This window comes from Corynebacterium kroppenstedtii DSM 44385 (genome assembly GCF_000023145.1).
GTDB lineage: Bacteria > Actinomycetota > Actinomycetes > Mycobacteriales > Mycobacteriaceae > Corynebacterium > Corynebacterium kroppenstedtii.
In genome coordinates this window covers 194,481-219,292 of sequence record NC_012704.1, presented here as the reverse complement: position 1 = coordinate 219,292, position 24,812 = coordinate 194,481, and the positions used below count along the sequence as shown (strand labels likewise).

Below are 24,812 nucleotides of genomic sequence, written 5' to 3'. Positions count from 1 at the left end.
CCGAAACGTGCCCATGCCACTGAGCTTCGTAACCGTGGGCGTGCCGTTGCTACTCTTGCTGTCATGACTGAATCCCCTACCGTAGCGGGCTCACGTGCCACCGATACGTCATTCGACGTCATTAATTCCGCGGGGAAAGCACGTGCCGGAGTGATCCATACTCCTCACGGCGATATTCCCACGCCAGCTTTTATTCCTGTGGCAACTAAAGCAACGGTAAAAATGCTCACTCCAGAGCAAATCAGAGCAACCGGTGCTCAAGCGATCCTCTCAAACGCTTACCACCTTTATCTTCAGCCCGGGCCCGAGCTGGTCGATGAGGCCGGTGGCGTCGCCAAGTTTGAGAATTGGCATGGCCCGACGTACACCGATTCTGGTGGATTTCAGGTGATGAGCTTGGGCGTCGGGTTTAAAAAGGTGTTAGCCATGGACACCAAGGATATTAAACCCGAGGATGTAAAAGCCCGGCATAAAGAGCGTTACGCTCATGTCGATGAGGATGGCGTTAATTTCCGCAGCGTTATTAATGGGTCCAAGCATCGCTTTACACCCGAAAAATCGATGCAAATCCAACATGGATTAGGCGCCGATATTATGTTCGCGTTTGATGAGCTGACGACGCTCATGGATTCGCGGGAATATCAAGAGGAGTCGGTGGAGCGAACCCGGCGTTGGGCTCAGCGGTGTCTCGAGGAACATAACCGGCTGACGGAGACCCGCGCCGGTAAGCCACTTCAATCCTTGTGGGGTGTGGTTCAGGGCGCCCAATATGAAGATTTACGACGCCACGCTGCGCAATCATTGGTCGATATGTCGGACCAGTTCGAGGCTGAGGGCCGTCGTGGATTCGGTGGTTTCGGAATCGGTGGCGCTCTGGAGAAAAGTGCGTTGGGAACCATCGTCGGATGGGTCACTGACGTGTTGCCAGAGAATAAACCACGCCATTTATTAGGAATTAGCGAGCCCGATGATTTATTCACCGCCATAGAGGCCGGGGCAGATACTTTTGATTGCGTTTCCCCCACCCGGCTGGGCCGGCGCGGAGGCGTTTACACGTTAGACGGCCGATTGAGCTTGAAGACAGCACGGTTTACCCGCGATTTCCGTCCTATAGATGATGAAATAGAAGGGTATGTAAGCCAGTATTCTCGCGCGTATATTCACCATTTGCTCAAAGCTAAAGAGTTTTTAGCGGGAACTCTGTGCAGTATTCATAACATTCAATTCATTGTGTCACTGGTGCATAATGCGCGGCAAGCTCTTATCGAGGGCCGTTTCCACGAATACCGCGATGAATTTCTCGGTCGGTATTATGCCAATGGTGGGCGCGCACCAGAGTGGAAATAGCGGAAAACAGAAATAGCGATACACAGTGGGTATAGCACGGGAACACACGCAAGCGCCGGGGGCCGACTCAATACCTAAGGCGCACTCAACACCTGAAGAGCCCTCAAAACTTGGCGCGGGGCGTTTCGCCCCAAGTCCGTCCGGAGATTTTCACCTCGGGAACCTGCGTACATACACCCTGGCCTGGCTTTTCGCGCATTCAACGGGCCGGCGCATGCTGTACCGCATCGAGGACATCGACCAACAGCGCTCCCACGACAGCGCCGCACTCGACCAGATGGAGGATCTTGCCTCCTTCGGCATGGATTGGGACAGCGAGCCCATCAAACAATCTGATCGCTTTCCTCTGTACGACGAGGCCCTCCACTGGCTAGCCGAACGCGGCTGGGTTTATGAATGCTACTGCTCGCGGAAAGATATACGGGAAGCATCGCGCGCGCCACATGTGGCACCCGGAATGTACCCCGGGACGTGCAGAAACCTTACCGACGAAGAACGCCACGAGCAGTGCGCCAAACTTGCTGAACAAGGGCGTAAACCAGCAATTCGTTTCAACGCCCACGCGGCGTACGAGGCCGTCGTGGGTAATGATTACGCCACGAACGGTAGTCACACCACCGCCCCAGGGCTCTGGACTATTCACGAAGATTTCGCCACGTACGGTCAGCAGCTCGATTCCGCACCATCGTCCGATTCCACACAATCTAGTGTTCCCAGCGGTTATTCAGGCCCGGTCGATGACATCGTCCTTCACCGCGGGGACGGCAATTGGGCGTACAACCTGGCCGTCGTCGTCGATGACCTCACCATGGGCGTTGACCAGATCACGCGCGGTGATGACCTTCTCTCCTCCGCGCCCGCCCAAAACTTCCTGGCCACGGCTTTGCACCCGTGGGCTACTCACACCTCCGCCACTACCTCCGCCACTACCTCCGCCACGCCGGCTGTTCATCCCACGCGCTGGAGGTACAACCACGTGCCCCTCGTCGTCACGAAGCAAGAAATGAAAGGCCATGAGAACACCGATCACCAGCTCAAACGCTTAGCGAAGCGCGACGGTGCGGTCACGGTGCGTGAGCTTGGCCACGACACGGCATGGGCGTGGGTGGCGCGGTCCCTCGGCCACTCGGAGTGTGCGTCGGCACCCGAACTTTTGCAGGTCATCGACCTCGAAGCGATGTCGCATGAACCCGTCGTCTGGACGCCTCCGCAATAAAACAGCAATAAGACAGCTGCAATAATGCAGCAATAAGGTTCACCTACCCCGCGCCGGTATAGGCGGTATAGCCGGTAAAGAACGCGGCCACAGCGGGGGTAACCGTCGTGACTGTATGACCGTCGTTCACGTGCACGATTTACCGCTCACTCCAACGGATGAGCCAATGTCGGGGGTGAAAATACGGGAGGAAGCCCCAGCCATGCGTGGGTTATGTCCGGTTCATGAGTACGGTTAGGTGTGATCCTCGGCTCCTACGCGGCATTAAGTGAGCCGAACCACATATCGACAAGGAACGACTATGGACCTTTCAGTGCCTCTCCATATTGTCGTCATGGGGGTTAGTGGCAGTGGGAAAACGTCCGTTGCCCAGCATCTCCATGATTCGACCGGCTTCCCTTACGCGGAGGCCGATGATTTTCACCCGCAATCGAATATCCAGAAAATGGAATCTGGGATTCCGCTTACCGACGACGACCGCTGGCCGTGGCTGCGGGCCCTCCGGGATTGGATGTCTGAGCACGGCGACGCCGGCGAGTCAACCGTCGTGACCTGCTCTGCCCTGAAACGCGCCTATCGTGATTTGCTCAGCGAGGCCCACGGCAATGTGCTCTTCGTACACCTCGATGGCCCGATGGAACTCATCGCGAACAGGATGGAATTGCGGTCGGGCCACTTTATGCCCCGCTCGCTGCTGCCATCGCAGTTCGACACGCTGGAAACGCTGGAGGGCGACGAGAACGGGATCACCCTCGACATTTCCCAAACCATTGAGGAACTGGACAAACAGGTGCTGGCCATTGCTCAGCGAAGTGCCGACGCCGGAGGTCACGTGTGATGCTCACTCCGCTCGCAGCTGACTCCACCGTCACTGTGCACGCCTCCCACGGGCAGCTCATCATGGCAGCGTGCGTGAGCATTGCGCTCATTATTGTGCTGATCACGTGGCTGAAACTGCACCCGTTTTTGTCGCTGCTGGTCGGCTCTGGGGCGCTGGCGCTCCTGGCGGGTATCACGCTAACTGATACCTTCACCGCTTTTTCGTCGGGAATGGGGTCGACGGTCGGCGGCGTCGGGGTTCTGATCGCGCTCGGTGCGATTATTGGCGCGCTGCTCGTTGAGACCGGCGCGGCGGATGAAATTGTTGACACATTCCTCGAACACACCTCTGAGCACCGCCTCCCCTGGGTGATGGCGACGCTGGCGTTCCTGATTGGTATTCCGCTGTTCTTCGAGGTCGGCCTGGTTCTGCTCATTCCCGTAGTGATGCTGGTGGCGAGGCGTGTTCACGCCCCGGTGGTGTTATTGGGCATCCCCGCGCTCGCTGGGTTGTCAGCTTTGCACGGTTTGATTCCACCGCACCCCGGTCCCTTGATTGCCATCGATTCGCTGTCCGCCAACCTCGGGCTGACCTTGGGTCTTGGGCTGATCGTCGCCATCCCGACGGTCATTATCTCTGGCCCGATTTCCGCGAGGTTCATGGCGAAGTGGGTTCCCGTGCCGGCGCCGGACACGTTCGACACGGATAAAAATATTCCGCGCGAGTCCCGCCCCTCGTTTGGCGTCGGTATTTCCGTTATTTTACTTCCCGTGGTGTTGATGCTGGCCAGGACCGTCGAGGAAACCATCGGCATCGACAAAGGAAGCGCATTTGGCAATGCCCTCGACTTTGTCGGCGAGCCCCTGGTTGCCCTGCTCATTACGACGTTTTACGCGATGATCATGCTGGGGCTGCGCACCGGACATTCATTGAAAGAAACATCCGACGTCGCCGGCGGTTCCTTCGGGCCCATCGCGGGGATTCTTTTGATCGTGGGAGCCGGTGGCGGTTTCAAAGAAACGCTGGTCGAAACGGGTGTGGCGACGGTCATCGGCGATTGGATCCACGGTGTGGGGCTCTCCCCCATCCTGGCCGGGTGGCTGGTCGCCGTGGCGATTCGGTTAGCTACCGGTTCAGCAACCGTGTCGACGATTACCACCGCCGGAATCATGGCACCCGCAGCCGCCAACCTGACCGACACGCACACGGCCCTGCTCGTGCTGGCGATTGGCGTCGGCTCGGTGTTCCTCTCACACGTGAACGACGCCGGGTTCTGGCTGGTCAAAGAGTACTTCGGTATGACCGTCGGGCAGACATTCAAAACCTGGTCGCTTATGGAGACGATCCTCTCGGTGACGGGGCTGGTTTCGATTATGCTGCTCAGCCTGGTTATTTGACGTTATGTGACCTCGGCGAGTTTGCGCTTTCGCCGGGGTTATTTTCTCTACGGCGTTATCCGTTTTCGTTGTCGTCATCGCCCTCGGTGCTCGCACCTCGATGGTCGACATACCAATCCGTCAAGGACGGATCGTCACTATGAAACTCGGCACCCGCCCCCTGCTCCGACGGAACACGCGAGGTGCCGAACACGAAATCATCCCCATACATGTCGATGCCGCGATGCACACCACGCGAAATGGCTTCGCGCGCGTAGGTGCGTCGAATCATGTACGGATCCTGACGCAGGTCCTTCGCCCACGCAATCATGATCCCGATGACAATGAACACGAACGGGAACGCGCTGGTCACCATGATTGACTGCAATCCCGACAGCGCATCTTGACCACCGGCCAGCAGCAGGAAGATCGCGATAAGCCCCAGGGTAACGCCCCACATGATCGTGATCGGAGTGGACGGCAAGGCTCGCCCCGACTGAGACATCGACCCCACCACGTTGGTGGCGGAATCAGCAGCCGTCGTAAAGAAGATCACGACCGCAATAAGAACAACGGTCGATGTTATGGGTGTCAAAGGAAGATTATCCAGCAGATCGAACATCACGTTTTCGCCCGAGCCTTTAACCTCAAGACCAGGGCCCTTCATGTTCATCCACATCGCGGTGCCGCCATAAATCGTGTACCACGCGGTGGAAATGAGCGCAGGGACAAAAATCACCACAGTGGTGAATTGGCGCAGCGTTCGTCCTTTCGAAATTTTTGCAATAAACATTCCGACGAAGGGCGACCAGGACACCCACCACGCCCAATACATCGTGGTCCACGACGTCAAGAATTCTTTCTCGGCATCGCCTTGGCTCGGCGAGATGGACATCATCGCCGTGAAGTTTTGGCACAGCGCGTAAATAGACGTCGGGAAAAGATCCAGAATGAACAAGGTGGGGCCGGTGATTAATGCGAAAGCAGCCAATGCCACCACAATGATCATGTTTGCGTTCGATAGCATCCGGATTCCGCGTTTAATTCCGCTTACTGCAGAGAAAATAAACACCACGGTAAGAAGAACCATCGCCCCAATCAGGAAAGCGTTGCCGTGAATTTCTTTTCCTGTTAATAGCGACGTTCCTGTGCGGATTTGTAGGGCGCCGATGCCGAGGGAAATCGCCGTTCCAAAGAGAGTGACAAGGACGGCGAAAATATCAATAATTCCTCCCAGAATTTTGTGCGTTCCGTCGGGGAAGACAGGCTCGAAAATGGAGGAAATGAGTGAGAGGCGACCGCGTCGGTACGACGAGTACGCGATGGCACCGCCGACGAAGGCATAAATCGCCCACGCCAAACTGGCCTGGTGCAGGATCGTCGCTGACATCGACGGCAACACCGCGGCCATCGTGCCGGACTTGGCGTCGGTGGCGGGCGTCGGGTCGAGCAAATGCGTCAGTGGTTCCAGCGGCCCGTAGAAAATCAAGCCGATGCCGAGGCCCGCAGCAAAGAGCATGGCGATCCACGATCCGGTGGAATAATCCGGGCGGGAATCGTCAGCACCCAATTTGATGTTCCCGGTGGGGCCGTACCCCACGATCAGCATGAAAAGAAGGACCGCGATCATGAGGCCGCCCAGCAGCCACGCGAAGTGAGTAGTGATCCATTCTTGCATGTCAGCGCCGACGACGCTGATGCTCCCCGGCGCGACGGCCGCCCAGAGGACCACCGCCACGGCCACAGTGAGCGCGACAACGAACACGGTTTTGTTGGTGGGGAATTTCCGGTCCGTGTCTTCGACGCTGAGGCCGGGGATGAGCCCGGGGTGCAGACGAGGTTCCGGGTTGACGGCTCGCTTAAGCGCCTGGGCGACCTGTTGTGGAGTGCCGCGGCGCGGATGCGGTGATTCTGCAGAGTGCTGGCGGGGTGAGGAACCGGACTGATCCGGCGGGGAGCTATGAGATGAGGCTGGCACAGCGTGAGCCCTTCGTAGTTCGACGGAGGTGTAACCCTCCCTTGCCATCTAATAACGGTATAGCTATTGGCGTCTTAAGTCAGTTTTCCGGCTGATATGTATTTCGACTTCCTGTATGTGTGTCGAGTTTTGGGTTATACGACAAAAGTGTGTCCGCGTGCTGGAAAACTGCGGGGGCATATAGGGGTCGGTTGTGAAAACTGTGGGGGGATATGGGCGAAAAATGGCCGAAAATTGGCCGTATCCCCCCGCACTTTTATTTTGGGCCGAATATTCCCCCGCACTTTTCGGGCTCTAGGTGTCGCTTTCCCTCAGTTTTCCGCCTACCGGCTCCTTGTGCCGTGCGTCGGTGCGTCGCGCCCCAGGATTTTTCCGGACCGCCTGTCGTATTACCTCGAGTTTCTGGCGAATGTGTATAGCGAGCGAATCGAAATCGAATCGAAAATGTATCTCGGTCGAGCCGGCCGGAGTTTCAAAAACTAGAGTCGTTCCCATGAGTACAGATGGAAATAGGGAGCCGTCATTAGGGGGAACGGCCGCCATTGACCAGAGCACCGTTAACGGGAGCAGCGCCGTTGACGGAGAGAACCCCTCGGTCGCGGGATCAACAATCCTGGCGATTACTGCGTGCCCGACGGGGATCGCGCACACGTACATGGCCGCGGAGAAACTCGAGGCTGCGGCCAAGGAGGCTGGCACGACGATCAAGGTGGAGACTCACGGATCGATCGGCGTCGATAATGCTTTTTCTCATGCGGATATCGCGGCGGCGGATGCCGTGATTATTGCGGCGGATATTGCGATTGACAAAGAGCGGTTTGTGAATAAACGGCTGGTCACGGCGGGTGTTGATGCCGCGATCAGCCATCCTGAAGATCTTCTTCGGCGCGCGCTGGTCGCTCCGCGGTGGGGTCAGCATGGCAAGGAGAACCAGGGTGGCGACGGTGACCATGGCGCGGGAACCGGTGGTCGGGGAGGTTCCGGGTGCCTCTCCCCCGACGCCGATGGAACGTCGATGAACGGATCGGCGAGTGGATCGATGAGCGGCGAATCATTGAACCCCGCAACAGTGATCTATCGAGCCTTGATGGCTGGGGTATCGCGCATGATCCCCTTCGTGGTGACGGGCGGGTTGCTCATCGCCGTGGCGTTGTCCTTGGGTGGCCACCCAACATCGGAAGGTATGCAAATACCAAAGGACAGCTTTTGGTACGACATTAATCAGCTGGGCACACTAGCGTTCAGCCTGATGGTGCCGGTGTTATCGGCCTATATCGCGGAAGGAATTGCGGACCGGTCTGCGTTGGCACCCGGTTTTATTACCGGCATGGTCGCTGTAACCGGTTCACTGTATGGCTCCGAGGCGGGCACTGGATTTATTGGTGGCATTGTCACGGGTATTTTGTCCGGCTACGTAGCTTTGGCTATTCGAAAAATTCCCGTTAATAAGTATGTGGCCCCTATTTGGCCGATTATTGTCATTCCGATTGTGACCACACTCATTGTCGGCCTGCTTGTTATTTATGTCATTGGCGCGCCGATTGCATCGCTTTTCGACGACCTGACGCACTGGCTAGCCAGCATGAATGGGACGTCGTCTGTGGTGCTGGGTGCTGTCTTGGGTGCAATGATCGCTTTTGACATGGGTGGCCCGTTTAATAAAACGGCATTTCTTTTCGGTGGCGGTTTAATTGCTGCCGGCAATGCTGCACCAATGGGGATGAACGCCGCGGCTATTGCAGTCCCGCCACTGGCAATGGGCATTATTACTTTTATTCGCCGACAATGGTTTACTAAGCCTGAAAAAGATGCTGGCATAGCTGCCCTAATCATGGGATGTTTTGGTATTACCGAGGGCGCTATTCCTTTTGCAGCGGCTCGTCCGTTTCAGGTTATTCCGGCCAATGTTATTGGCGGGGCCGTCGCGGGAGCTCTCGCCGGTTTATGGGGTGTGAAAGATAACGTCATGCACGGCGGACCTATCGTTGCCGTGCTGGGAGCTATCGACGGCGTTGTGTGGTTCTTCATCGCCGTGCTCGCTGGTATCGCGACGACGGTCGCCGTCATGATCGGGCTGACGCGCATAAGCATGTCTCGAAGTGAGCATTCGCCGACGTCCACGTCTAACGCGAGTGATGCTGGTGCTTCTAGCCCGCGGAACACTGGCGCTGTTAGCACCTCTGAACCTGCCGGTGTTGTTTCCGGCGCCAAACCTGCTGAGGAGTCAGAGACTCCCCACCTTATCGACGAAACGCTCGTTGTCCTGGACGATGATGCGCCTTCTGGAAAACGCGAAGATGTCATTCGCGGTTTGGTAAACCACGCAGTCACCGCCGGCCGAATTACCGATGGTGAAGCAGTGATCCAGGCAGCGCTAGCTCGCGAGGAGCAATCGACGACGGCGGTGGGAAATGAAGTGGCCATTCCTCATGCGCGGTTAGCTGGCGTCGCAACGCCGACGGTGTTGTTCGCCCGGATTCCAGACGACGGCGTCGAGTGGAACAGCCCGGATGACAAGTCCGTACGTTTTGTGTTCCTCATTGCCGTTCCTGAAGGAGCGAATAAGAAACACATGAAGATTCTTGCCCAACTTGCCCGTGCCCTGATGAGAGACAATTTCCGCACTCACCTCCGCGACGCGACGACGCGCGGTGAGATAGTCGACGCTGTCCGGAAGGCCGTGGGAAACCTATAAACACCGATAAGCAGTGAAGAGGTATCCGGCTTTAGTCCACTGATTTGAGAGTTGCCACGGCCCCGGGAGCCGGTACCGCCACATCCTTCACTAGTGAATTAATAATCTGGAATTCACTCAGCGTGACCCGCGCAAATATTTGGTGCGGGTCTTCACCCTTGAGGTAGGTTTCCAGAAAACTCTTCAACTCGGGGTCGTGTTCGGCGGCCTGCTTAGTTTCCTGCGGAACACGTATCGCTGCCACGTAATTTCGTGGAATTCCTTCAACCAATCCGGCAGGCCTGCTTCCGAATTCCCCTTCACCTGGTGACACACGCTGCGATAATGGAGTTCCCAGGCGACCATCGACGGTCTCTAGGAGCAGCGGATACTTCTTACCATTAACCGTCACGGTGATGTCATGGTTCTCACTTGCATAGGCAAAGTGATCGATGCTTAATGACGCATTGTCGGTTACTTTCCCCTCGTAACTAAAGGGAGATTCGTCCGCCAATGTATCTGTTCTTCGATCAGCGGAGGAGTTTTCAAGTTTCCTCCCCTCTAGCGGTAGACCGGTTGCGGTGAAGGCCCAGTTTTTATCGTCAAGAGCTTTGTGCCAATAACCCGATTCACCATCCGAATTCGTGCCCTCTACCCTGAGTTCGCGGTTCGTTGAGCCTGGTGCCGTCGTGTGGATAGAAATCCTGCTCGTGATCGTGCCAGGAATTTTTGGCTGGTGAGTCCACTCTTGCCCTTCAATCGCTATCGGCGCTGTGTTGTTATCTAATCGCTGTTGAAGGGCATTAGTTGCCGACGGGCGCTCGTCCGGATTATTGGGGTCGTTCCATTGGTAGCGGAATTGAGCTGGGTCGGCACCGCGTACGTCATAGTCGGACAATTTCGTGTACATATCACCGTATTTATTGGTAATAAAGATGACCGATCCTGACGCTGACACCGATTCGGCCTGGAAACGCGAATTAAATGGCGTACCGATTTCGTAGGAATAATCACGCGCAAGCCATGGATCAAGGCTGTAAAGATGTGATCCGTCTTGGCCGAGTGCGACTACTTGGGTGACTTTTGCGTACGAGATTGGTTGTTCTTTGCCGTCGGGGGTGGAATATGTTTTATCCACATTGTTGTCGATCAGAGTAAACGACCATTTTCCTTCCTCAGTGGTGGGCGATTGCAATCCTTTGCCCAACCACACGGGCCCTCCCCAGGCTCTGATCCAACCCCATCGTGTCGGGCTCGAAAGCAAATTACTCAGCGTGTACATCCAGCCATCTTTATCCAGCGCGATGAGAGAATCACCGTTGATGGACATACTGACAATGTTTCCATCTAAACAATCGGGGGGTCGGAAGATGCCGCCATTGTTCTTCTCCTCGGTGACGAACCACCAATGATCCCTTATGGAGGGCAACATCAATTTTTTCGTTGAAACCTTGGTGATTGTCTCGCAAGTCGATGCTTTCCGGCAGATTCTTACCATTAGCAACGGGTAAGACATCATAACCCTCATCACCGAAATCAGGCGCGACCAAACCTAGAGGGAACTGCCCATTCCCTTTACTGATATCGCCGAGATAAGGGACGCACATCGCGTTTGGTTGTGAAGACGCCGGAATATCAGGCTGCGGGGAATCACTGGGTGCACCATTGGCGACGGCGACGCTAGCCAGCGGAATAGAGAGCGTAACAATAGCGGCGGAAATGAAACGTGAATGCGACGACTTACGTACATGCCGTGATTTATGAGCGTAGGGGAAATACCGTCGGACGTTATCTCGGTGGTGCATGACAACCCGCCTTTGTTTTAGATGTGTGACAACGCGGCGGTAATTGAACCCATTGTTTGGAAATTATTGACCGCCGAATACAGCTCTGCTGCTTAAAATCTTAGTTTCTGAGCCTGTTTCGCAGCGGCCAATAGATGTTTAGATCGATAACACGATCCCCCGGATTACCCCCGGCGAAATTACGTATAACGCCGGGAGGTTTCACACACGACTTAGTCTGGCGGTAATTCACCTTCCATAACGACGGATTCGGATTGATCATCCCAACGGAACGTAGCAAATGATCGACCAGTTTTCTCGGCCAGAGGGTCCCCTGGCTTGGACCATTTCCAGTTCACATTGATCGTCGAATCATCAACACGCGAGACATCCGGCGAGTATGTAGTTTTCTGGGACACAGTTTTTATGAATCGTCCGTTGTGGAACAGCATGGTCTGCGTAGGCGGACTGCCGTCAACAATTTTCATGGGCACTAATACTGCCCAAGACAACGCCGCACACGGCTGATTTTCAAGGAAAGAGGAGAGATCAATATCCCATTCTCCCGACGAAGGTGGAGGAACCTCAGCCGCGTGGTCTTGATACTCCCGTGCCGCAATATTGTCGGTGCCGCTTTCCTGATCTTTTCGCTGCTGAGCAGCAGTTTGGTTGTCGCTATCTGCATCTTGCTCGTCAGATTCCGCGGCGCCACTACTACTGTCCTCTGACGCTGCCGCGTTTTCAGAACTCGGAGTAGCGATGGAGGACTTCGTTACCTCGGACGTCGGCTGGTCAGTGGCTTGAGAGTTGTCGTTATCACCACCCTGGTTGCATCCAGCTAGCACGACCACGCTAGCTAATAACGCAATGCCCTTGACTACGTGGGACGATGACACTTTCATGCTTTTCGACCTCGCATCACCGCACGGTGGAATTAAATGCGTACTGAAATTGAATACACACTTCCTAGCATAAGTGAAGCCCCCATTGTCGGCATCACAAACAGATGACAAGCGAATAACAAATCAGTTTCTTTTAGGACGCCTATGCAGAATGTAATACCAACAACCCTCCTCAACGTTTTAATAAATAAAGGAGGATGAAAAATATGAACGAACAACAATGGGGACAAAAACACCGCGGCGAAGCTTGGGGAGACACCGAGAATCAGAACGGTAACAATCCCCAGAACAACAACGTACCCAACGACCAGAACAACGTGCCCAATGGGCAAACTGCTCAGAGCAATGGGCAGTGGGGTGCTGGAACGCAGAGCGACACACAACCCACGACGACCTTTCCGCCTCAAGGCTTTAATGGGCCGCAGGGTTTTAATGGGCCACCACCGAATGGCCAATTCAACTATCCTCCAACGCCCGGGAATCCGCCCCAGCCTGTCAACCAGCCCTGGCCGGGGAACCAGCCCTAGCCGCCTAATCAACCCTGGCCCGGGAGCCAGCCCCCGCAACAATTTTGGCAACCTGTAGAGCCTCCGCAAGAACCACCACAGCAAGGTCCACAGCCGACGCCACGGACGGGCGAAGAAGACAAGCGTCGCTCTCAATTCCCACGTCCGTCGATTGAGCGTCTTACGTCCGAAGGTCAATCTGGCTGGGGACCCCACCACTCCTCCGACGGAGGAGCTAGCGGATCAATCGGCTCGCACCAACCAGCGCCACATCACCCCGTCGGTCCCCACTATGACGGAGGAGCATCGGCAGCAGGTACGCCACCCGGCGGACACGGCACTATCACAGGGCCTCACCCCACAGCGCCTAATCCAATGAGTGGCTCGCAAGCTATTACCGCAGGACCACCCCACCCCGTGAGCGGTTCCCAAGCTTTCACCGCAGGGCCACCAGATCCGGTGAGTGGCTCACACGCGATTACAGCAGGCGGAAGCAAAGTCGCTGCAGGTGGAGCCTCCAAAAGTGGACCCACCGGCGTCTTGACATCAACAAAAGGCCTTATCGGCGCGGCGATCCTTGGCGGTGGCGCGGTGGTGGGTGGTGGCGTGGCCTACAACCACTACACGACCAATGACGATTCCAGTGAACCAACAACGTACACACATCTCTTTGACGATATGCCCATCGGAAAAGATGTTCTCGGCGGTGGTGATGGGGTGGGTTTCCGCCTCGCTGACACCAATTTCAATTGCTATATCGGTTTTTCAGCGAACATGATGAATATGCTGGACTGCTTCCAAACCGATAAACACGATCCAGCTGAAGGTGCAGGATCAAGACAGGATTCAGAACAAAAGTTCGTTTATCCTCAGCAGGAATTCAAAGACAATGGAGATTTCTACTATGGTGGCGGGGTTCTCCACCCTGGAGAAAAAGCCCCATTCCATGACACCGTATGCGGAGTATTTGAGGATAAAAAAGCGACATGCATTGTCGATAATAATCGCATCGACTTCACCGATCAGGGCTACACCATTACCAAACGCAAAGGCGATGGCACAGGCGTCACCGGATCCAAATGTGGCGACGTCGAGGCACCACTCGCTACATACAACGACGAGACCATAAAAGCACCCGTACTCGTCCACCAAGGTGATGTGGATTGCTCCCATACCTTTGAAGCGATGCAAAATTACGTGGATACCAGGCATTTTGGAAGCTCGTCAGATAATTACGAAGAATCAACTGCCCCGGATAAAAACGGCTGGACTTGTAAACCTAACGAGGTGGTCTACAAGGACGACGAAGATCCAAATGCAATACCTGGTGCTGCCTCGTGCAAAGACAGCGACGGAAATATTGTTTATACACCGAGGCAGTATTACCTCTAAAGGCTAAGACACTATCGATTTACCCTTTCCGCACGGTGATGGTCCATCCGGCGTCGTCGGTGGCCTCGAAGTTCGTGACCTCGTGACCATCAGTCGCCGCCCATCGCGGGATAGCGTCCGTCGCCTGGGTGCAATCGAAGTCGATGACCAGTTCATCCCCACTGGAGAGCTGCTGCATCGCGGCCTTCGCTTCAATCAACGGGAACGGGCACACCGCCCCCAGCGTATCCAGGACAAACCGCCGCTCACCGACACGACGTAAACCACCGCGAAGCTTTGGGCTCACGTCATTAGGGCCACCATCAGCCGGGCGCTCGAGCACAGACACCGCCGGTAAGCCAACAGCGGTCGCGAATCCTCCGACACCCAGCTCGGAATCAGCGACAGAACCGTCACCCGCGGAGGTACCCACCAACACAGGCTCGCGTTCAGGACTCTTACGATCACCAGACTCAGCCAACACTCCACTGCTCTCGACTCCACTAGGCTCAGGCGTCAAGTCAGCGTCGCCGGCAGAGGTAACAGCCAAGCCACCAGCACTAGCCGCGCGGGTAGCGTCGGCAGTAGATGGCGACAAGGTGTAGCCATCCGGATCTTGAGGATTGATCGGCTCGGCAGGCTTCAGCCACAGCTTCGCGGCGAACCCCACCCCCAGCGCGATGAAGAGCAAAGCAACCCAACCTTGGTAGCTAAACAGCGAGGTCTGCACCATGCCGTTCCCGACCGTGCAGCCACCCGCCCACGCAGCGCCGACACCCATCAGCACACCACCGGCGACCGACCGCACCGACTGGGTTCCCGACGGAACTCGCACGCGGAACTCCCCCGACGCCTTCGCCGCCAGGTACGACCCGATCAGGATCCCCAGCACCAGGAGAGCTCCCCAGTTGATGCGGGTCGCGTCACCCGTCGTCACGAAACGGACCAGGTCCGAACTGGGTGTTGTGATTCCCAAACCATCGTTGCGGCCCGTCGCAGCGGAAAGAGGCCAGGCGATGACGCCCAGCACACCGACAATCGCCCCGGTTGTGTACACGTGCCAGGGCTTTTCCGCCAACAGGTGCGCGAGGCCCGTCTTCTTCGCCGCGAGCTGGGCGATTTTCGGCTGAGCTGCCTCGGCACGGACAAACTTCGCGACGAGGAACGCGGTCAGCACGGCCAGCGGGAGAGCCAAGGCCCACGTCGACACCCCTAGTGACTGCTGAATCGTGGTGAGCGGGACCGTGTATTCGCGGAGCCCGCTGTTGATCCCCTGTAGCGCGCCCGCTTTCATCGCGGCGGCCGACAAACCGTAGGTGAGCAGCGCGATCCAGGACCCGACGAGCCCTTCGCCGGAGCGGTACCAGGTTCCCGACGCGCACCCGCCGGCCAACACAATGCCGACGCCGAAGAGGAAGCCGCCGATGATGACGGCGAAGGGGGCGAAGTCGTCGACCTCCGGGGTGATGACGCCCAGCGATGTTAGCGCGGCTAAGCCCACTGCATGGACGGCGATCACGACGAGGAGCGCCACGAATCCGCGCCATGTTTTCAGCGTGAAGATGTCACGCAGCATACCGGTGACACAAAAGCGACCCCTTTGCATAACGTAACCAAGGACCGTTCCAAGCACGAGACCGGTAATAAGCATGGCAACCTTTCCGCTTAATAGGCGACGCCTGACGCGTGGCACCTGGTGGATGAGGACATCTGTCCTACGTAACGACTGTCATACATGGCGACCACCGACGTGGACGCCATCATGTTCGTGCTTAGAGTAGCCTCAAATAGACCGATCTGTCTATAATCTTTGTGTAGAGCTTTTGCAGCGGTAGTGAACGGCGCAATTTCTGGCTCGGGTGGAGATGCATGAGAGAACGCGCGAGAGATCAGGACGTGCGCGGATTTTCCTTACTGTTCCCCACAAAAACGGGTATATAACACAGACTTGCGCCGTGGGAAATAAAAAGTGAGCTTCACGTCCGCTTTACTAAGAAGAAGAGTGACAACGCGGTGAAGTCAGCGCGCAATTGAATACGCAACTAACTAGTCCCTAACTCACCAGCCTTCCTACTCCACTGAACGAGGAATCGCCATGAGCGACGAATCAGAAAACAGCCACACAATGATCCCGAGAACACCCAATTTCCGCCCAATAATCCCGAAGGTACGTGGAACAATGCGGGCGGTCAAAACAACGAAACAAAGCAATTCCCACCGGTAAACAACCCGAACAACTCACAAGGGCAACCACAGAGGCAAGGCGCTCCCGGATTTGCTAATCAATCGCCCAACCAACCCCAATGGGAACAACCGCCGACACCACAACAACCAGCACCAAACCAAGGGTTTTCTCAAGGAGGGTTTCCTCAATACGGAAATGCTCCAAGCGGAAATAACTATGGCGGAAATGGAAGCACCACTGTTTCCGCAAACACAAAACCTAACCGCATCGGTGCGAAAGGCGTCGCCAGTATTGTTGGCATACTCGTGCTGCTCGGCGGAGCAATTGGTGGAGCGAGCTACGTGTGGTCCAACGACCACAATGGGCAGAAAATGACGAAGCAGCACCCGTCATATCGGTAACGCAGTCTAAAGGGGCGACACCCTCCGCTAACCCCGCCCCCGGGCAGGAAACCACAGAGCCTGCCCCGAGGAAGGTCGCGATCAATCCCACCGTTAATAACGATGACACAGCGACGGACCCAACTGAAGAAAGCGACGATTCCGACAGCTCGAATAACAACTCAACTAGCAGTTCAGCAGGAGAATGCGATACCCCAGGGGCTGGCGGGAAAACTTACCAGATAGTAGTAGAAAAGGCGATATTGACTGCGCCGATGCTCAAGAAGAGCCCCCCCCAAGGCGATGGAGGCCGGGATGGAGAGCGCAGCAGCAATTTCCAATTCTGGGATTCCGCCACCGACGATTGGAGCTGCGTTTCACCCACGTATGCCACCGCAAAAAGAGAAACCGCGCCAATAGCTGTGGCAATGAAGAATTGGGATCCTCATTCGTTATTCCTTTTGACTCTGGGGAAGACCGCGACTAACTACCCCCAAGAACCGTCGACAATTGAGAATAAGGGTCGAGCCAAGAACCGTCGCTAGTTATTAACCCGTCGTTAGCATCGGCAACCGTAGCTAGCGACAGCAAAAAAGGTCATCAGTGCGTCTCAGCAAAAGACTGCACCAATGACCTTTCAAACTAAATGATACGTCGGGTCCAGAGATCTACCAGGCCGAATGACCTGGTCCTATTAGCCCATCACGGCCAGCTCTGGGTGAAGATGGTGCCATAAATCCACGGGAGGAACTGATCAACCTTCGTGTAGTTCGCGATGGTCTTTCCATCGGCATCTTTACCGCTGGTCGAGCACAGAACACCGTAAATAACCGGGCCAATGTGGAACGGTCCGCCAGAGTCGCCGTGCTCCTGGCCACCAATAATGGACTTCGTCTCGAACATATCGGCGTTACCAGGGCGCGGACCCTGCGTCGGACCCGAAACATAGGCTAGACCTTGGGTTTCGGGGAAACGACCCGGGCCCCAACCGGTGAACTGACCCGGCTAGTTAGGAACCGGACCAGGCGACGGCAGCATGATGGGGCGAACGCCCATCGATACGTCGGTGCGGACAAGAGCCATATCGGCTCCACCGGGCTCGCGAACAACACGGTCAACATTGAACGTCTGCTGAGCGTGCTCGCCGATCTTGACATGACCGCCGGGGCCATGGCTGTTGCCAAGGCAGTGTGCAGCGGTGAGGACCCAGCGGTCCGACACCACGGAACCAGTACAAATCCCGCCGATGAGAACTTCAGCCGACCACGGCTCGTAAACAGCGTTGTAGCCGTTCTCCACCGCGCTTACCGACGGGGCTGCAAGTATGCTGCCCGCGGCGACAGCTACGGCGCACGCTACAACGCCAAGCATTTTCTTGATCTTCAATTTCTACCTAACACGATCTATCCGAAACGACACAATGGGACGCAGAGGAGCTAAAAAGATTTTGTTAGCCCTCGATATCCGTTCGGACTCTATATCTACTTTCAATCACTTTGCATTACATCAGCTACATAAGACGTCTAACAAGTGAAATGTGGCGGACATCTCGAGAGGCTGGAGCGCACGGGAACTACGGAAGCCCGCGCCGCAAAACGTGCCCAAGCAGGACTTTCAATGTGCGGAGCCCGGCTATTTCCCCGTCAGCGCTAGCTCCACTGACGGCGAGTAAAAGTTACGCAGATCTCACTTTATGGATCACACCAGCGCAGGTTCGCACTCCCCGCAATATTGATGCTTATGCGCAGCCGTGCACTCATCGCAGCGGAGGAATAGCTTCCGACAGTCGTTATTTGCGCAATTCACAAATTGTGCCGTCGGTTTACCGCACTCAACGCAATGCCCTAAGGATTCCGTACCACTGCCAAATTCCATATGCATCCGCTTATCAAATACATAAAGCGATCCGTCCCAATATCCATCATTACCGTACGCTTCCCCATAACGCACAATTCCCCCATCCAACTGATAGACCTCTTCGAAACCACGATTCTTCATCAGCACCGAGAGAACCTCACACCGGATACCGCCCGTGCAATACGTGACCACCGGGCGTTTCTTCAGGTCATCGTACTTTCCGGATTCAATTTCGTTCAAGAAATCGCGGGTTGTCGTCGTATTGGGAACCACAGCATTACGGAACTTACCGATTTCCGCCTCCATGGCGTTGCGGCCGTCGAAAAAGACAACGTCATCACCGCGTTCATCCATCAAGTGATGGAGGTCCTCCGGTTTGAGATGCGTGCCGCCACCAATCACGCCCTCTTCATTCACCTTCAGCTCATCGCCAGCGCCGAACGTGACCAGTTCCGGGCGGACTTTCACGCTCAGGCGGGGGAAGTCATCCCCTTCACCCTCGGACCACTTAATATCAGCGTTCTTAAAAGGCGCATAACTACGCGTTTCACGGCAATAACGTTTAACGTCGTTAAGTTCCCCACCGAGCGTCGCATTAATGCCATCTTTAGAAATAATGACCCGGCCCTTGAGATTCCATTTCTCTGCCAAAGCCTTCTGCCACAGACGAATCGCTTCAGGGTCGGCTAATGGCGTGAACACATAAAACAGCACAATTTTCGGCATGGACATGCTGCCGATTCTAATAAGACACCTGCTACACCCAAGAAATCGTGAGGCTCCGACAAGCAGCTCGTTGCCCCTCAACACCCCGGTTTCGCGAGTAACCTAGGCCTACGAAGACTGCGGAACACCGACGCACTAAAACAGGAACTACAGAGCCACTCGATGGTGAAATAGCCAGCACACAGACACCTAGGAGCCAGGTTTATGAAGAAACTAATCAACGACCCGCACGACGTCGTCACGGAGAGCATCGAAGGGCTGGGCTTGGCGCACCCCGAGCTCGTCACGGTCAATTCCGACCCGCTGTTTGTCACCCGGAGTTCTGAGAACGCCAAGGACCAGGGCAAAGTGGGCGTTATTTCCGGTGGCGGCTCCGGGCACGAGCCTCTCCACGCGGGGTTCGTCGGCACTGGGATGCTCGACGCCGCCGTTCCGGGCCCCGTGTTCACGTCACCGACGCCCGATCCGATCTTCGAAGCAGCGAAGAGCGCCGATAAGGGCACGGGCGTGGTGTTCGTCGTCAAGAATTACACCGGCGACGTGCTCAATTTCGATACCGCTGCCGACCTGGCCGATATGGAGGACATCGAGGTTCGGCAGGTCATCGTGAACGACGATGTCGCCGTCGAGGATTCGACGTTTACCGCTGGCCGACGCGGGGTGGCGGGCACGTTCTTGGTCGAGAAGATCACGGGTGCCGCGGCGGAGCGCGGGTTGTCCCTCGACGAGGTCGAACGCGTCGCACAGAACGCCATTAAAAATGTGCGGTCGATGGGTGTGGCGTTGACGTCCTGCACCGTGCCGCACGTCGGGAAGCCGTCCTTCGACCTCGACGACAGTGAGATTGAGCTGGGTGTGGGCATTCATGGCGAGCCTGGCCGACGTCGAGTCCCCATGAGCAGCGCAGATGAGATCACGGATCAGCTGCTCGACCCCATTGTCGCGGATCTGGAGCTGAAGAAGTCCGATCGCGTTATTGCGCTGGTCAACGGCATGGGCGGTACGCCGCTGTCCGAGTTGTACATCGTTTTCCGACGAGTGGCGCAGCGGCTATCGGACCTCGGGGTGACGCTCGAGCGGTCCGATGTCGGGAACTTCGTCACCAGCCTGGAAATGCAGGGTGTGTCCGTCACGCTGCTCCGCGTCGATGATGAACTGCTTTCCCTGTACGACGATCCCGCCGAGACGCCGGCATTCGTCCAGAAATAAACCGGAATAAATCAGAGGAGGAACACAATGTCAGATTTGGATAAGGCATGGGCTGAACGGTGGATCCGCGGGTGCGCCGAGGCCGCTAGCGAGCATCGCGAGGAATTGATCGATCTAGACCGAGCTATTGGCGACGCCGACCACGGCGAAAACGTGGACCGCGGTTTCCAGGCCGTGGTGAAGAAGCTGGACGACGACCAGCCTCAGGACATTGCGGGCGTTTTTAAGCTGACCGCGAAGACGCTGATGTCGACGGTCGGCGGGGCGTCCGGGCCGCTGCTGGGCACGGCTTTTATGTACGCGGCGAAGGCCGTGTCGGGTGATGCGCTGGACGCCGACGGGGTTGCCTCCGTGGTGGAATCCGCGGTGGGCGGCGTCGAAAAGCGGGGTAAGGCAACCGAGGGCGAGAAGACCATGGTTGATGCCTGGGCCCCGGCGGCACGGGCGGCGCGGTCTGCTGCGGATGAGGGGAAGAGCCCCGCCGAGGTGCTGCGCGCGGCTGCTGATGCTGCGAATAAGGGCGCCGAAGCCACGGTGGACATGACTGCGACCAAGGGGCGCGCCTCCTACCTGGGAGAACGCTCTGTGGGGCACAAGGATCCCGGTGCAACGAGCTCTGCGTATTTCCTGGCCGAGGCCTCCAAAGCCGTTGATGCGTAGTGGGTTGCGCGATGAGCGAGGTGCTGCAGCGCCTCGAGGAGGAAGCTCGGAAACCGCGTGCGGTTGCTGGTGACGCGGCGGCTGCAACGGCATCAACTGCGACTGCAGGCGAGACGGCGGCAGATAGCTCCGCGGACGAGGCCGCACGTAGCTCTGCAGATAGCTCGGCGAACAGAACAACGACGGAGGGAACACTTACGGAGGACGGACTTACGGAAGGAACGATGATGACAAGCAATAACGACGCTGCGTCTGGCGCAAACGAAGGTTCCGAACAGTCGCCGCAGGTCGGCGTCGTGGTGGTGTCCCACTCGAAGCGCTTGGCCGATGGTTTGGCGCTGCTGGCGTCGCAAATGGCTAAGGATGTGCTGATCGTTCCGGCGGGTGGTTTGGATGCCGGCCCGGAGGATAAGGACAACCCCGATGGCGGCGGTATCGGCACCTCATATGACGCCATTGAGGCCGCCGTTAATAAGGTTGTCGACGCAGGTTTGGCCTGCGCTATTTTCACCGATCTGGGCTCTGCGACCATGACGGTCGAGATGGTTGTGGACATGCTCGACGACGAGCCCGTTCGGTTTATTGACGCCCCGCTTGTTGAGGCCACCGTTGCCGGAGCCGTTGCTGCCCAGCAGGGCCAGGATCTGGATGGTGTGGAGCGCGAGGCTCGACGTGCGATTTCCGCGTTCGAATCTGAGAGCGCGGGTGGTGATTCGGCAGCCGCGCCGGGCGAAGATGCAGCTGGCGACAGCACGAATAGCGACGATGCGAACGGTGGCGGCTATTCGCGGCGTGTGAAGGTCGCGGATAAGGCCGGCCTACACGCGCGCCCTGCCGCGAAGTTGGCGGAGATGGCCGCGGACTCAGAGGAAGGCATCTTGGTCAACGACGCGGATGCTGACTCGGCGATGTCCCTGATGGGTTTGGGCGCCGAGTGCGGCGAGGAGGTTACTGTTTCGGGTGATCGATCTGAGAAAGCATTGATTGACTCGATTGCCGACGCTATCGCGGCCGGCCTGGACGAGTAGCTTTTCGGAGATTATTTGGGTTCCCGCAGTTGCGCGCCGATGACGTGGGGTGTGGTGAGCCCGATGTCTCCTCGGAGTTGTCGCAGGTTGTATTCTGCCTCGAATTCGCTGGTGATGGGCTTGTATTTCCCTTCTGGTTCTTGTTTTTGGGATTTAGAGGAGTTGCCGTAGCCACCCATGGGCGCGATGCCCATCCTGCCCATCGCGGGGCGTGAACCGTCACCTCCGGTGGGTGATGGTGCTGCGGCTCCACGGCCATAATGTGGTGCCGTGTTTTTACCTTCCCCTGGCGTCGAGCCTGGGTAGTGGGGGTTGTCGCCTGTCCGGGGCATGGGCGTATCTGGTCCGGGGTGGATGATGACGCTCCTGTTTCGCGGAATTTCGCCGGGCTTGCTGAGCTGACCTGACCCGTTGACTCCGTTGCGTGGATAGTTGCCGTTGCCGTGTGGGGCGTGTCCGCCGTTAATCGGGGTGCGGTTGGTAGTACCGAGCCCGTTATTCGGTGTGCTAGAACGCAAGTTGCGGTCCGGTGTTTGGGTTGTGCGAGGAGTGTAGCCAGGTGACGGAGTATTCCCTGGTGACCGGGGGAATGCGTTCCCGCTAACACCACCGGGAGCAACGCGAGCGTTGTCTCGGTTAATTGAGGTTGGTGCGGTGCCGAGGGGTCCGCTATCTGCGTTGGACGCCAGGTTGGGTGATGTTTGCGCGGCTGGCGTGATGGGTGGTGCTGGTGCGGGATGGGTGGAATTTGTGCCGACGTTATCTGCACTGACCGTTGCTGGTTGGGTTGGATTAAGTGGTGCGTTGTTTGCGGTGGGTGCTCCTCCAACTGCCCCAGCTGCAGCCATAGCTGGGGTGACCGTAGTGGGTACGGTGCTAGGACTGTTAATGGGCGATGGCGATTGTACGGTGAGGTGTCCTCCACCCTGGCCGACGTCGGGGCGTTCGGTGAGGTTGCGCAGTGGTGGCACCGCCGCGGTCAGCATGGCTTGATAGGGGCCAGTCATGAACTCTCGAGTGGCTGCCCGTGCTGCTTCCCCGGCTGCCTGTACTCCGGCGGGGTTGGTGGCTGCGGCGACCGCTGCAGTGTGCTCGGCTTCGATGGCAGCGATCTGTGTGCGGGCAGCCTGCCGAATATGAGGTAGTTGGGAGACGGAAGCGTGCATGGCAGTGGCGTTATCAGCGAAAATCTGAGCCGTGGCCATTACTTGGCTAAAACACCCGGCCGCGGCATCAATAGACTCTCCTGTGTTCTCTTCCAGCCGGGTACGGGCTCGTGCCAGGGCGTCGACGGTCTCGTTCAAGGAGATAGACAGGTTATGCCAATAGTCGGCAAGAGCATAAATATCACTATCGTTACCTGCGTCGAGCATCGCGAGCACCGCAGCAGGATCATCACCATCTCCCGACATAGGCTCCGAAAAGTCAAAGGGGCTAAATTCGCCGTCCGGACGAGCCGGAAACGTGAAATCTACAGCTTGTATCGACTTAAGCCCGCACAGAATTGCTGCCGAGGCGTCGTCTTGACCAACAAACGCACCCCGCATTTCCTTCGTACCGTCAGCTAACCAGCGGATGAGTTGACGCAACTGTAGCAAGGTGTGCCTCGCGCTCCCGACCTTGCCGCTGACGACCTGAAAATGTTGTTCTCCCAGCATTCGCAATCCAGGCTCACCGGTATATTCCCCCGAGTCGGAAAAGGCTAAAGACAATAATTTGTTAAATTTAGGCTCAGAGCTTGCCTCTAGCTCTCCTACAGCTGTATCTAATGAACAAGGGTCTATGGATAAATTCATTTTATAAAATCCTCTCTAATCCTTTTCGGGAAATATCACATAGCTGCACATAATCCAACTTCTGATCAAAATCAACATAACCAAATCCAACACGACCAATAGATGTTTCTATGTAAGAAACACAGCCCTTCATATCATCGTCACCTTTCGGTTGGTCATATCTTGATGGTGAATACTGTTTTGATCGAGAATCTACAATTTTTCTTTTATCTAATTTATCGGTAGTGACGCCAAAACCGTCCGACCAATTTCCATCTCCAATTTGCAAAACACAATTCTTTAACGTTCGGAGTTTTATGTAACCCGGCCCTACCACTCGGTACCCCAGCCCTTCCCAATATCCCGGCGGGGCATCCTCACAAAGATCGGCGTTCTCAAAACGTGGATCTGAGTAGTCATAGGAGCCATCGGGATTCTTCTTTGCTTTAACCGGATACTTAGCCAATACCTCCGGGCGCTCCCACAAAGGACGATCCTTGTTTTTCCCTTTACCCGACCTAATTTCTTCAGGAACGGGCCTTGTAGAACCGATCGCCTTCCGTTTTGAGAACAATTCTTCTGCCGGGTTGATGTGAGAAGTGGCAGGTTCCGACGGTCCAAACCTATCTATATCTTCACTATTCGCTGCCACAGGTTCCATATCCCCGAAACCAGAACCATCAGACTGGGAGCATCCCGCCAACAATGCTGCAGCAGCAATCGACACAACGCTTAGAGAGATTCCGACGATACGCGAACGTCCGATATTCCGTTCTCTATCACTTCTGTTGCGATAGCAATCCCCCGCACCAATCCCCCTACATAATTGTTATAAAGTTTACCCACTCCGAATAGCCAGACACCCCAATTACGTTTTGCCCCAACAGCCAGAACGACAACTAAACGGAATGGTACAAAACTTTTAAATAAACAAGTTCCAACAAATACGGAAACTTGCGAAACCCCTATTTTTCGGCGTTGACGTTACCAGATAGATACCTGCTCGTCTACGGCTTTT

General features: G+C 56.4%; 22 protein-coding genes and 1 pseudogene. 12 read left to right on the top strand and 11 right to left on the bottom strand.

Translation table 11 applies throughout. The features are described 5' to 3' along the window. Positions 1 to 63 precede the first annotated feature (63 nt). The 4 genes from tgt (at position 64) to CKROP_RS00840 (ending at position 4,780) form a co-directional block, all read left to right on the top strand. Positions 64 to 1,347, top strand: coding sequence for a tRNA guanosine(34) transglycosylase Tgt (tgt, locus tag CKROP_RS00855; protein ID WP_012730851.1), 1,284 nt, complete (start codon positions 64 to 66; stop codon positions 1,345 to 1,347). 25 nt (positions 1,348 to 1,372) lie between these two features. Further along, positions 1,373 to 2,563, top strand: a complete 1,191-nt coding sequence (locus CKROP_RS00850; RefSeq protein WP_012730850.1) for a glutamyl-Q tRNA(Asp) synthetase — start codon at positions 1,373 to 1,375, stop codon at positions 2,561 to 2,563. 301 nt (positions 2,564 to 2,864) lie between these two features. Next, a complete protein-coding gene (locus CKROP_RS00845) occupies positions 2,865 to 3,401 on the top strand; it encodes a gluconokinase (RefSeq protein WP_012730849.1) in 537 nt (178 codons plus the stop codon). Further along, on the top strand, positions 3,401 to 4,780 hold the full coding sequence (locus CKROP_RS00840) for a GntP family permease (protein ID WP_012730848.1): 1,380 nt from the start codon (positions 3,401 to 3,403) through the stop codon (positions 4,778 to 4,780). Before CKROP_RS00845 ends, CKROP_RS00840 begins: the two co-directional genes overlap by 1 nt. Positions 4,781 to 4,835: 55 nt before the next feature. Here the strand turns inward: CKROP_RS00840 and CKROP_RS00835 are convergent, their stop codons facing one another. Continuing rightward, positions 4,836 to 6,785, bottom strand: coding sequence for a BCCT family transporter (locus CKROP_RS00835; protein ID WP_081429367.1), 1,950 nt, complete (start codon positions 6,783 to 6,785; stop codon positions 4,836 to 4,838). Positions 6,786 to 7,146: 361 nt separating this feature from the next. On the opposite strand from CKROP_RS00835, the gene CKROP_RS00830 reads away from it, so the two are divergent. Continuing rightward, the gene (locus CKROP_RS00830) at positions 7,147 to 9,432 is read left to right on the top strand and encodes a fructose-specific PTS transporter subunit EIIC (protein WP_012730846.1); all 2,286 of its coding nucleotides are present in this window, start codon (positions 7,147 to 7,149) and stop codon (positions 9,430 to 9,432) included. Positions 9,433 to 9,463: 31 nt separating this feature from the next. On the opposite strand, the gene CKROP_RS00825 is transcribed toward CKROP_RS00830, so the two are convergent. The 3 genes from CKROP_RS00825 to CKROP_RS10465 form a co-directional block, all read right to left on the bottom strand. Then, positions 9,464 to 10,741, bottom strand: a complete 1,278-nt coding sequence (locus CKROP_RS00825) for a hypothetical protein (protein ID WP_148209602.1) — start codon at positions 10,739 to 10,741, stop codon at positions 9,464 to 9,466. Continuing rightward, positions 10,725 to 11,216, bottom strand: coding sequence for a hypothetical protein (locus CKROP_RS11265; protein WP_148209601.1), 492 nt, complete (start codon positions 11,214 to 11,216; stop codon positions 10,725 to 10,727). The genes CKROP_RS00825 and CKROP_RS11265 overlap by 17 nt, the downstream gene beginning before the upstream one ends. A 212-nt stretch (positions 11,217 to 11,428) precedes the next feature. Further along, the gene (locus CKROP_RS10465) at positions 11,429 to 12,097 is read right to left on the bottom strand and encodes an LppP/LprE family lipoprotein (protein ID WP_012730844.1); all 669 of its coding nucleotides are present in this window, start codon (positions 12,095 to 12,097) and stop codon (positions 11,429 to 11,431) included. A 206-nt stretch (positions 12,098 to 12,303) separates the two neighbouring features. On the opposite strand from CKROP_RS10465, the gene CKROP_RS00815 reads away from it, so the two are divergent. Continuing rightward, a complete protein-coding gene (locus CKROP_RS00815) occupies positions 12,304 to 12,624 on the top strand; it encodes a hypothetical protein (RefSeq protein WP_148209600.1) in 321 nt (106 codons plus the stop codon). 4 nt (positions 12,625 to 12,628) lie between these two features. Here the strand turns inward: CKROP_RS00815 and CKROP_RS11405 are convergent, their stop codons facing one another. Continuing rightward, a complete protein-coding gene (locus tag CKROP_RS11405; protein ID WP_012730842.1) occupies positions 12,629 to 12,766 on the bottom strand; it encodes a hypothetical protein in 138 nt (45 codons plus the stop codon). A gap of 9 nt (positions 12,767 to 12,775) precedes the next feature. Between CKROP_RS11405 and CKROP_RS11260 the strand changes: the two genes are divergently transcribed. Continuing rightward, positions 12,776 to 12,982, top strand: coding sequence for a hypothetical protein (locus CKROP_RS11260; RefSeq protein ID WP_148209599.1), 207 nt, complete (start codon positions 12,776 to 12,778; stop codon positions 12,980 to 12,982). 80 nt (positions 12,983 to 13,062) lie between these two features. After that, positions 13,063 to 13,995, top strand: a complete 933-nt coding sequence (locus tag CKROP_RS00810) for a hypothetical protein (RefSeq protein WP_148209598.1) — start codon at positions 13,063 to 13,065, stop codon at positions 13,993 to 13,995. Positions 13,996 to 14,014: 19 nt separating this feature from the next. Here CKROP_RS00810 and CKROP_RS00805 read toward each other — a convergent pair whose 3' ends face one another. Together CKROP_RS00805 and CKROP_RS11400 are read right to left on the bottom strand one after the other, a co-directional pair. After that, on the bottom strand, positions 14,015 to 15,625 hold the full coding sequence (locus tag CKROP_RS00805; protein ID WP_012730840.1) for a YeeE/YedE thiosulfate transporter family protein: 1,611 nt from the start codon (positions 15,623 to 15,625) through the stop codon (positions 14,015 to 14,017). Positions 15,626 to 16,252: 627 nt separating this feature from the next. Then, on the bottom strand, positions 16,253 to 16,408 hold the full coding sequence (locus tag CKROP_RS11400; protein ID WP_169302935.1) for a hypothetical protein: 156 nt from the start codon (positions 16,406 to 16,408) through the stop codon (positions 16,253 to 16,255). A 94-nt stretch (positions 16,409 to 16,502) separates the two neighbouring features. Here CKROP_RS11400 and CKROP_RS00800 point away from each other — a divergent pair, with 94 nt between their 5' ends. Beyond that, positions 16,503 to 17,084, top strand: coding sequence for a hypothetical protein (locus tag CKROP_RS00800; RefSeq protein WP_041628712.1), 582 nt, complete (start codon positions 16,503 to 16,505; stop codon positions 17,082 to 17,084). 157 nt (positions 17,085 to 17,241) lie between these two features. On the opposite strand, the pseudogene CKROP_RS11855 reads toward CKROP_RS00800, so the two are convergent. Then, positions 17,242 to 17,910: pseudogene (locus tag CKROP_RS11855) on the bottom strand (trypsin-like serine protease). 327 nt (positions 17,911 to 18,237) lie between these two features. Next, positions 18,238 to 19,128, bottom strand: a complete 891-nt coding sequence (trhO, locus tag CKROP_RS00785; protein ID WP_012730835.1) for an oxygen-dependent tRNA uridine(34) hydroxylase TrhO — start codon at positions 19,126 to 19,128, stop codon at positions 18,238 to 18,240. Positions 19,129 to 19,326: 198 nt separating this feature from the next. On the opposite strand from trhO, the gene dhaK reads away from it, so the two are divergent. The 3 genes from dhaK to dhaM all read left to right on the top strand — a co-directional run bounded on the left by dhaK (position 19,327) and on the right by dhaM (position 22,019). Further along, positions 19,327 to 20,331, top strand: coding sequence for a dihydroxyacetone kinase subunit DhaK (gene dhaK / locus CKROP_RS00780; RefSeq protein WP_012730834.1), 1,005 nt, complete (start codon positions 19,327 to 19,329; stop codon positions 20,329 to 20,331). A gap of 27 nt (positions 20,332 to 20,358) precedes the next feature. Continuing rightward, positions 20,359 to 20,991 (top strand): dihydroxyacetone kinase subunit DhaL, encoded by a 633-nt coding sequence (dhaL, locus tag CKROP_RS00775; protein WP_012730833.1) that lies wholly within the window; start codon positions 20,359 to 20,361, stop codon positions 20,989 to 20,991. A gap of 227 nt (positions 20,992 to 21,218) precedes the next feature. Next, a complete protein-coding gene (dhaM, locus tag CKROP_RS00770) occupies positions 21,219 to 22,019 on the top strand; it encodes a dihydroxyacetone kinase phosphoryl donor subunit DhaM (RefSeq protein WP_052292436.1) in 801 nt (266 codons plus the stop codon). Between the two features lie 11 nt (positions 22,020 to 22,030). Here the strand turns inward: dhaM and CKROP_RS00765 are convergent, their stop codons facing one another. After that, entirely contained in the window at positions 22,031 to 23,677 is a 1,647-nt protein-coding gene (locus CKROP_RS00765; RefSeq protein ID WP_041628711.1) for a hypothetical protein, read from the bottom strand. Between the two features lie 139 nt (positions 23,678 to 23,816). Beyond that, entirely contained in the window at positions 23,817 to 24,521 is a 705-nt protein-coding gene (locus CKROP_RS00760) for a hypothetical protein (RefSeq protein ID WP_012730830.1), read from the bottom strand. Between the last annotated feature and the right edge of the window lie 291 nt (positions 24,522 to 24,812).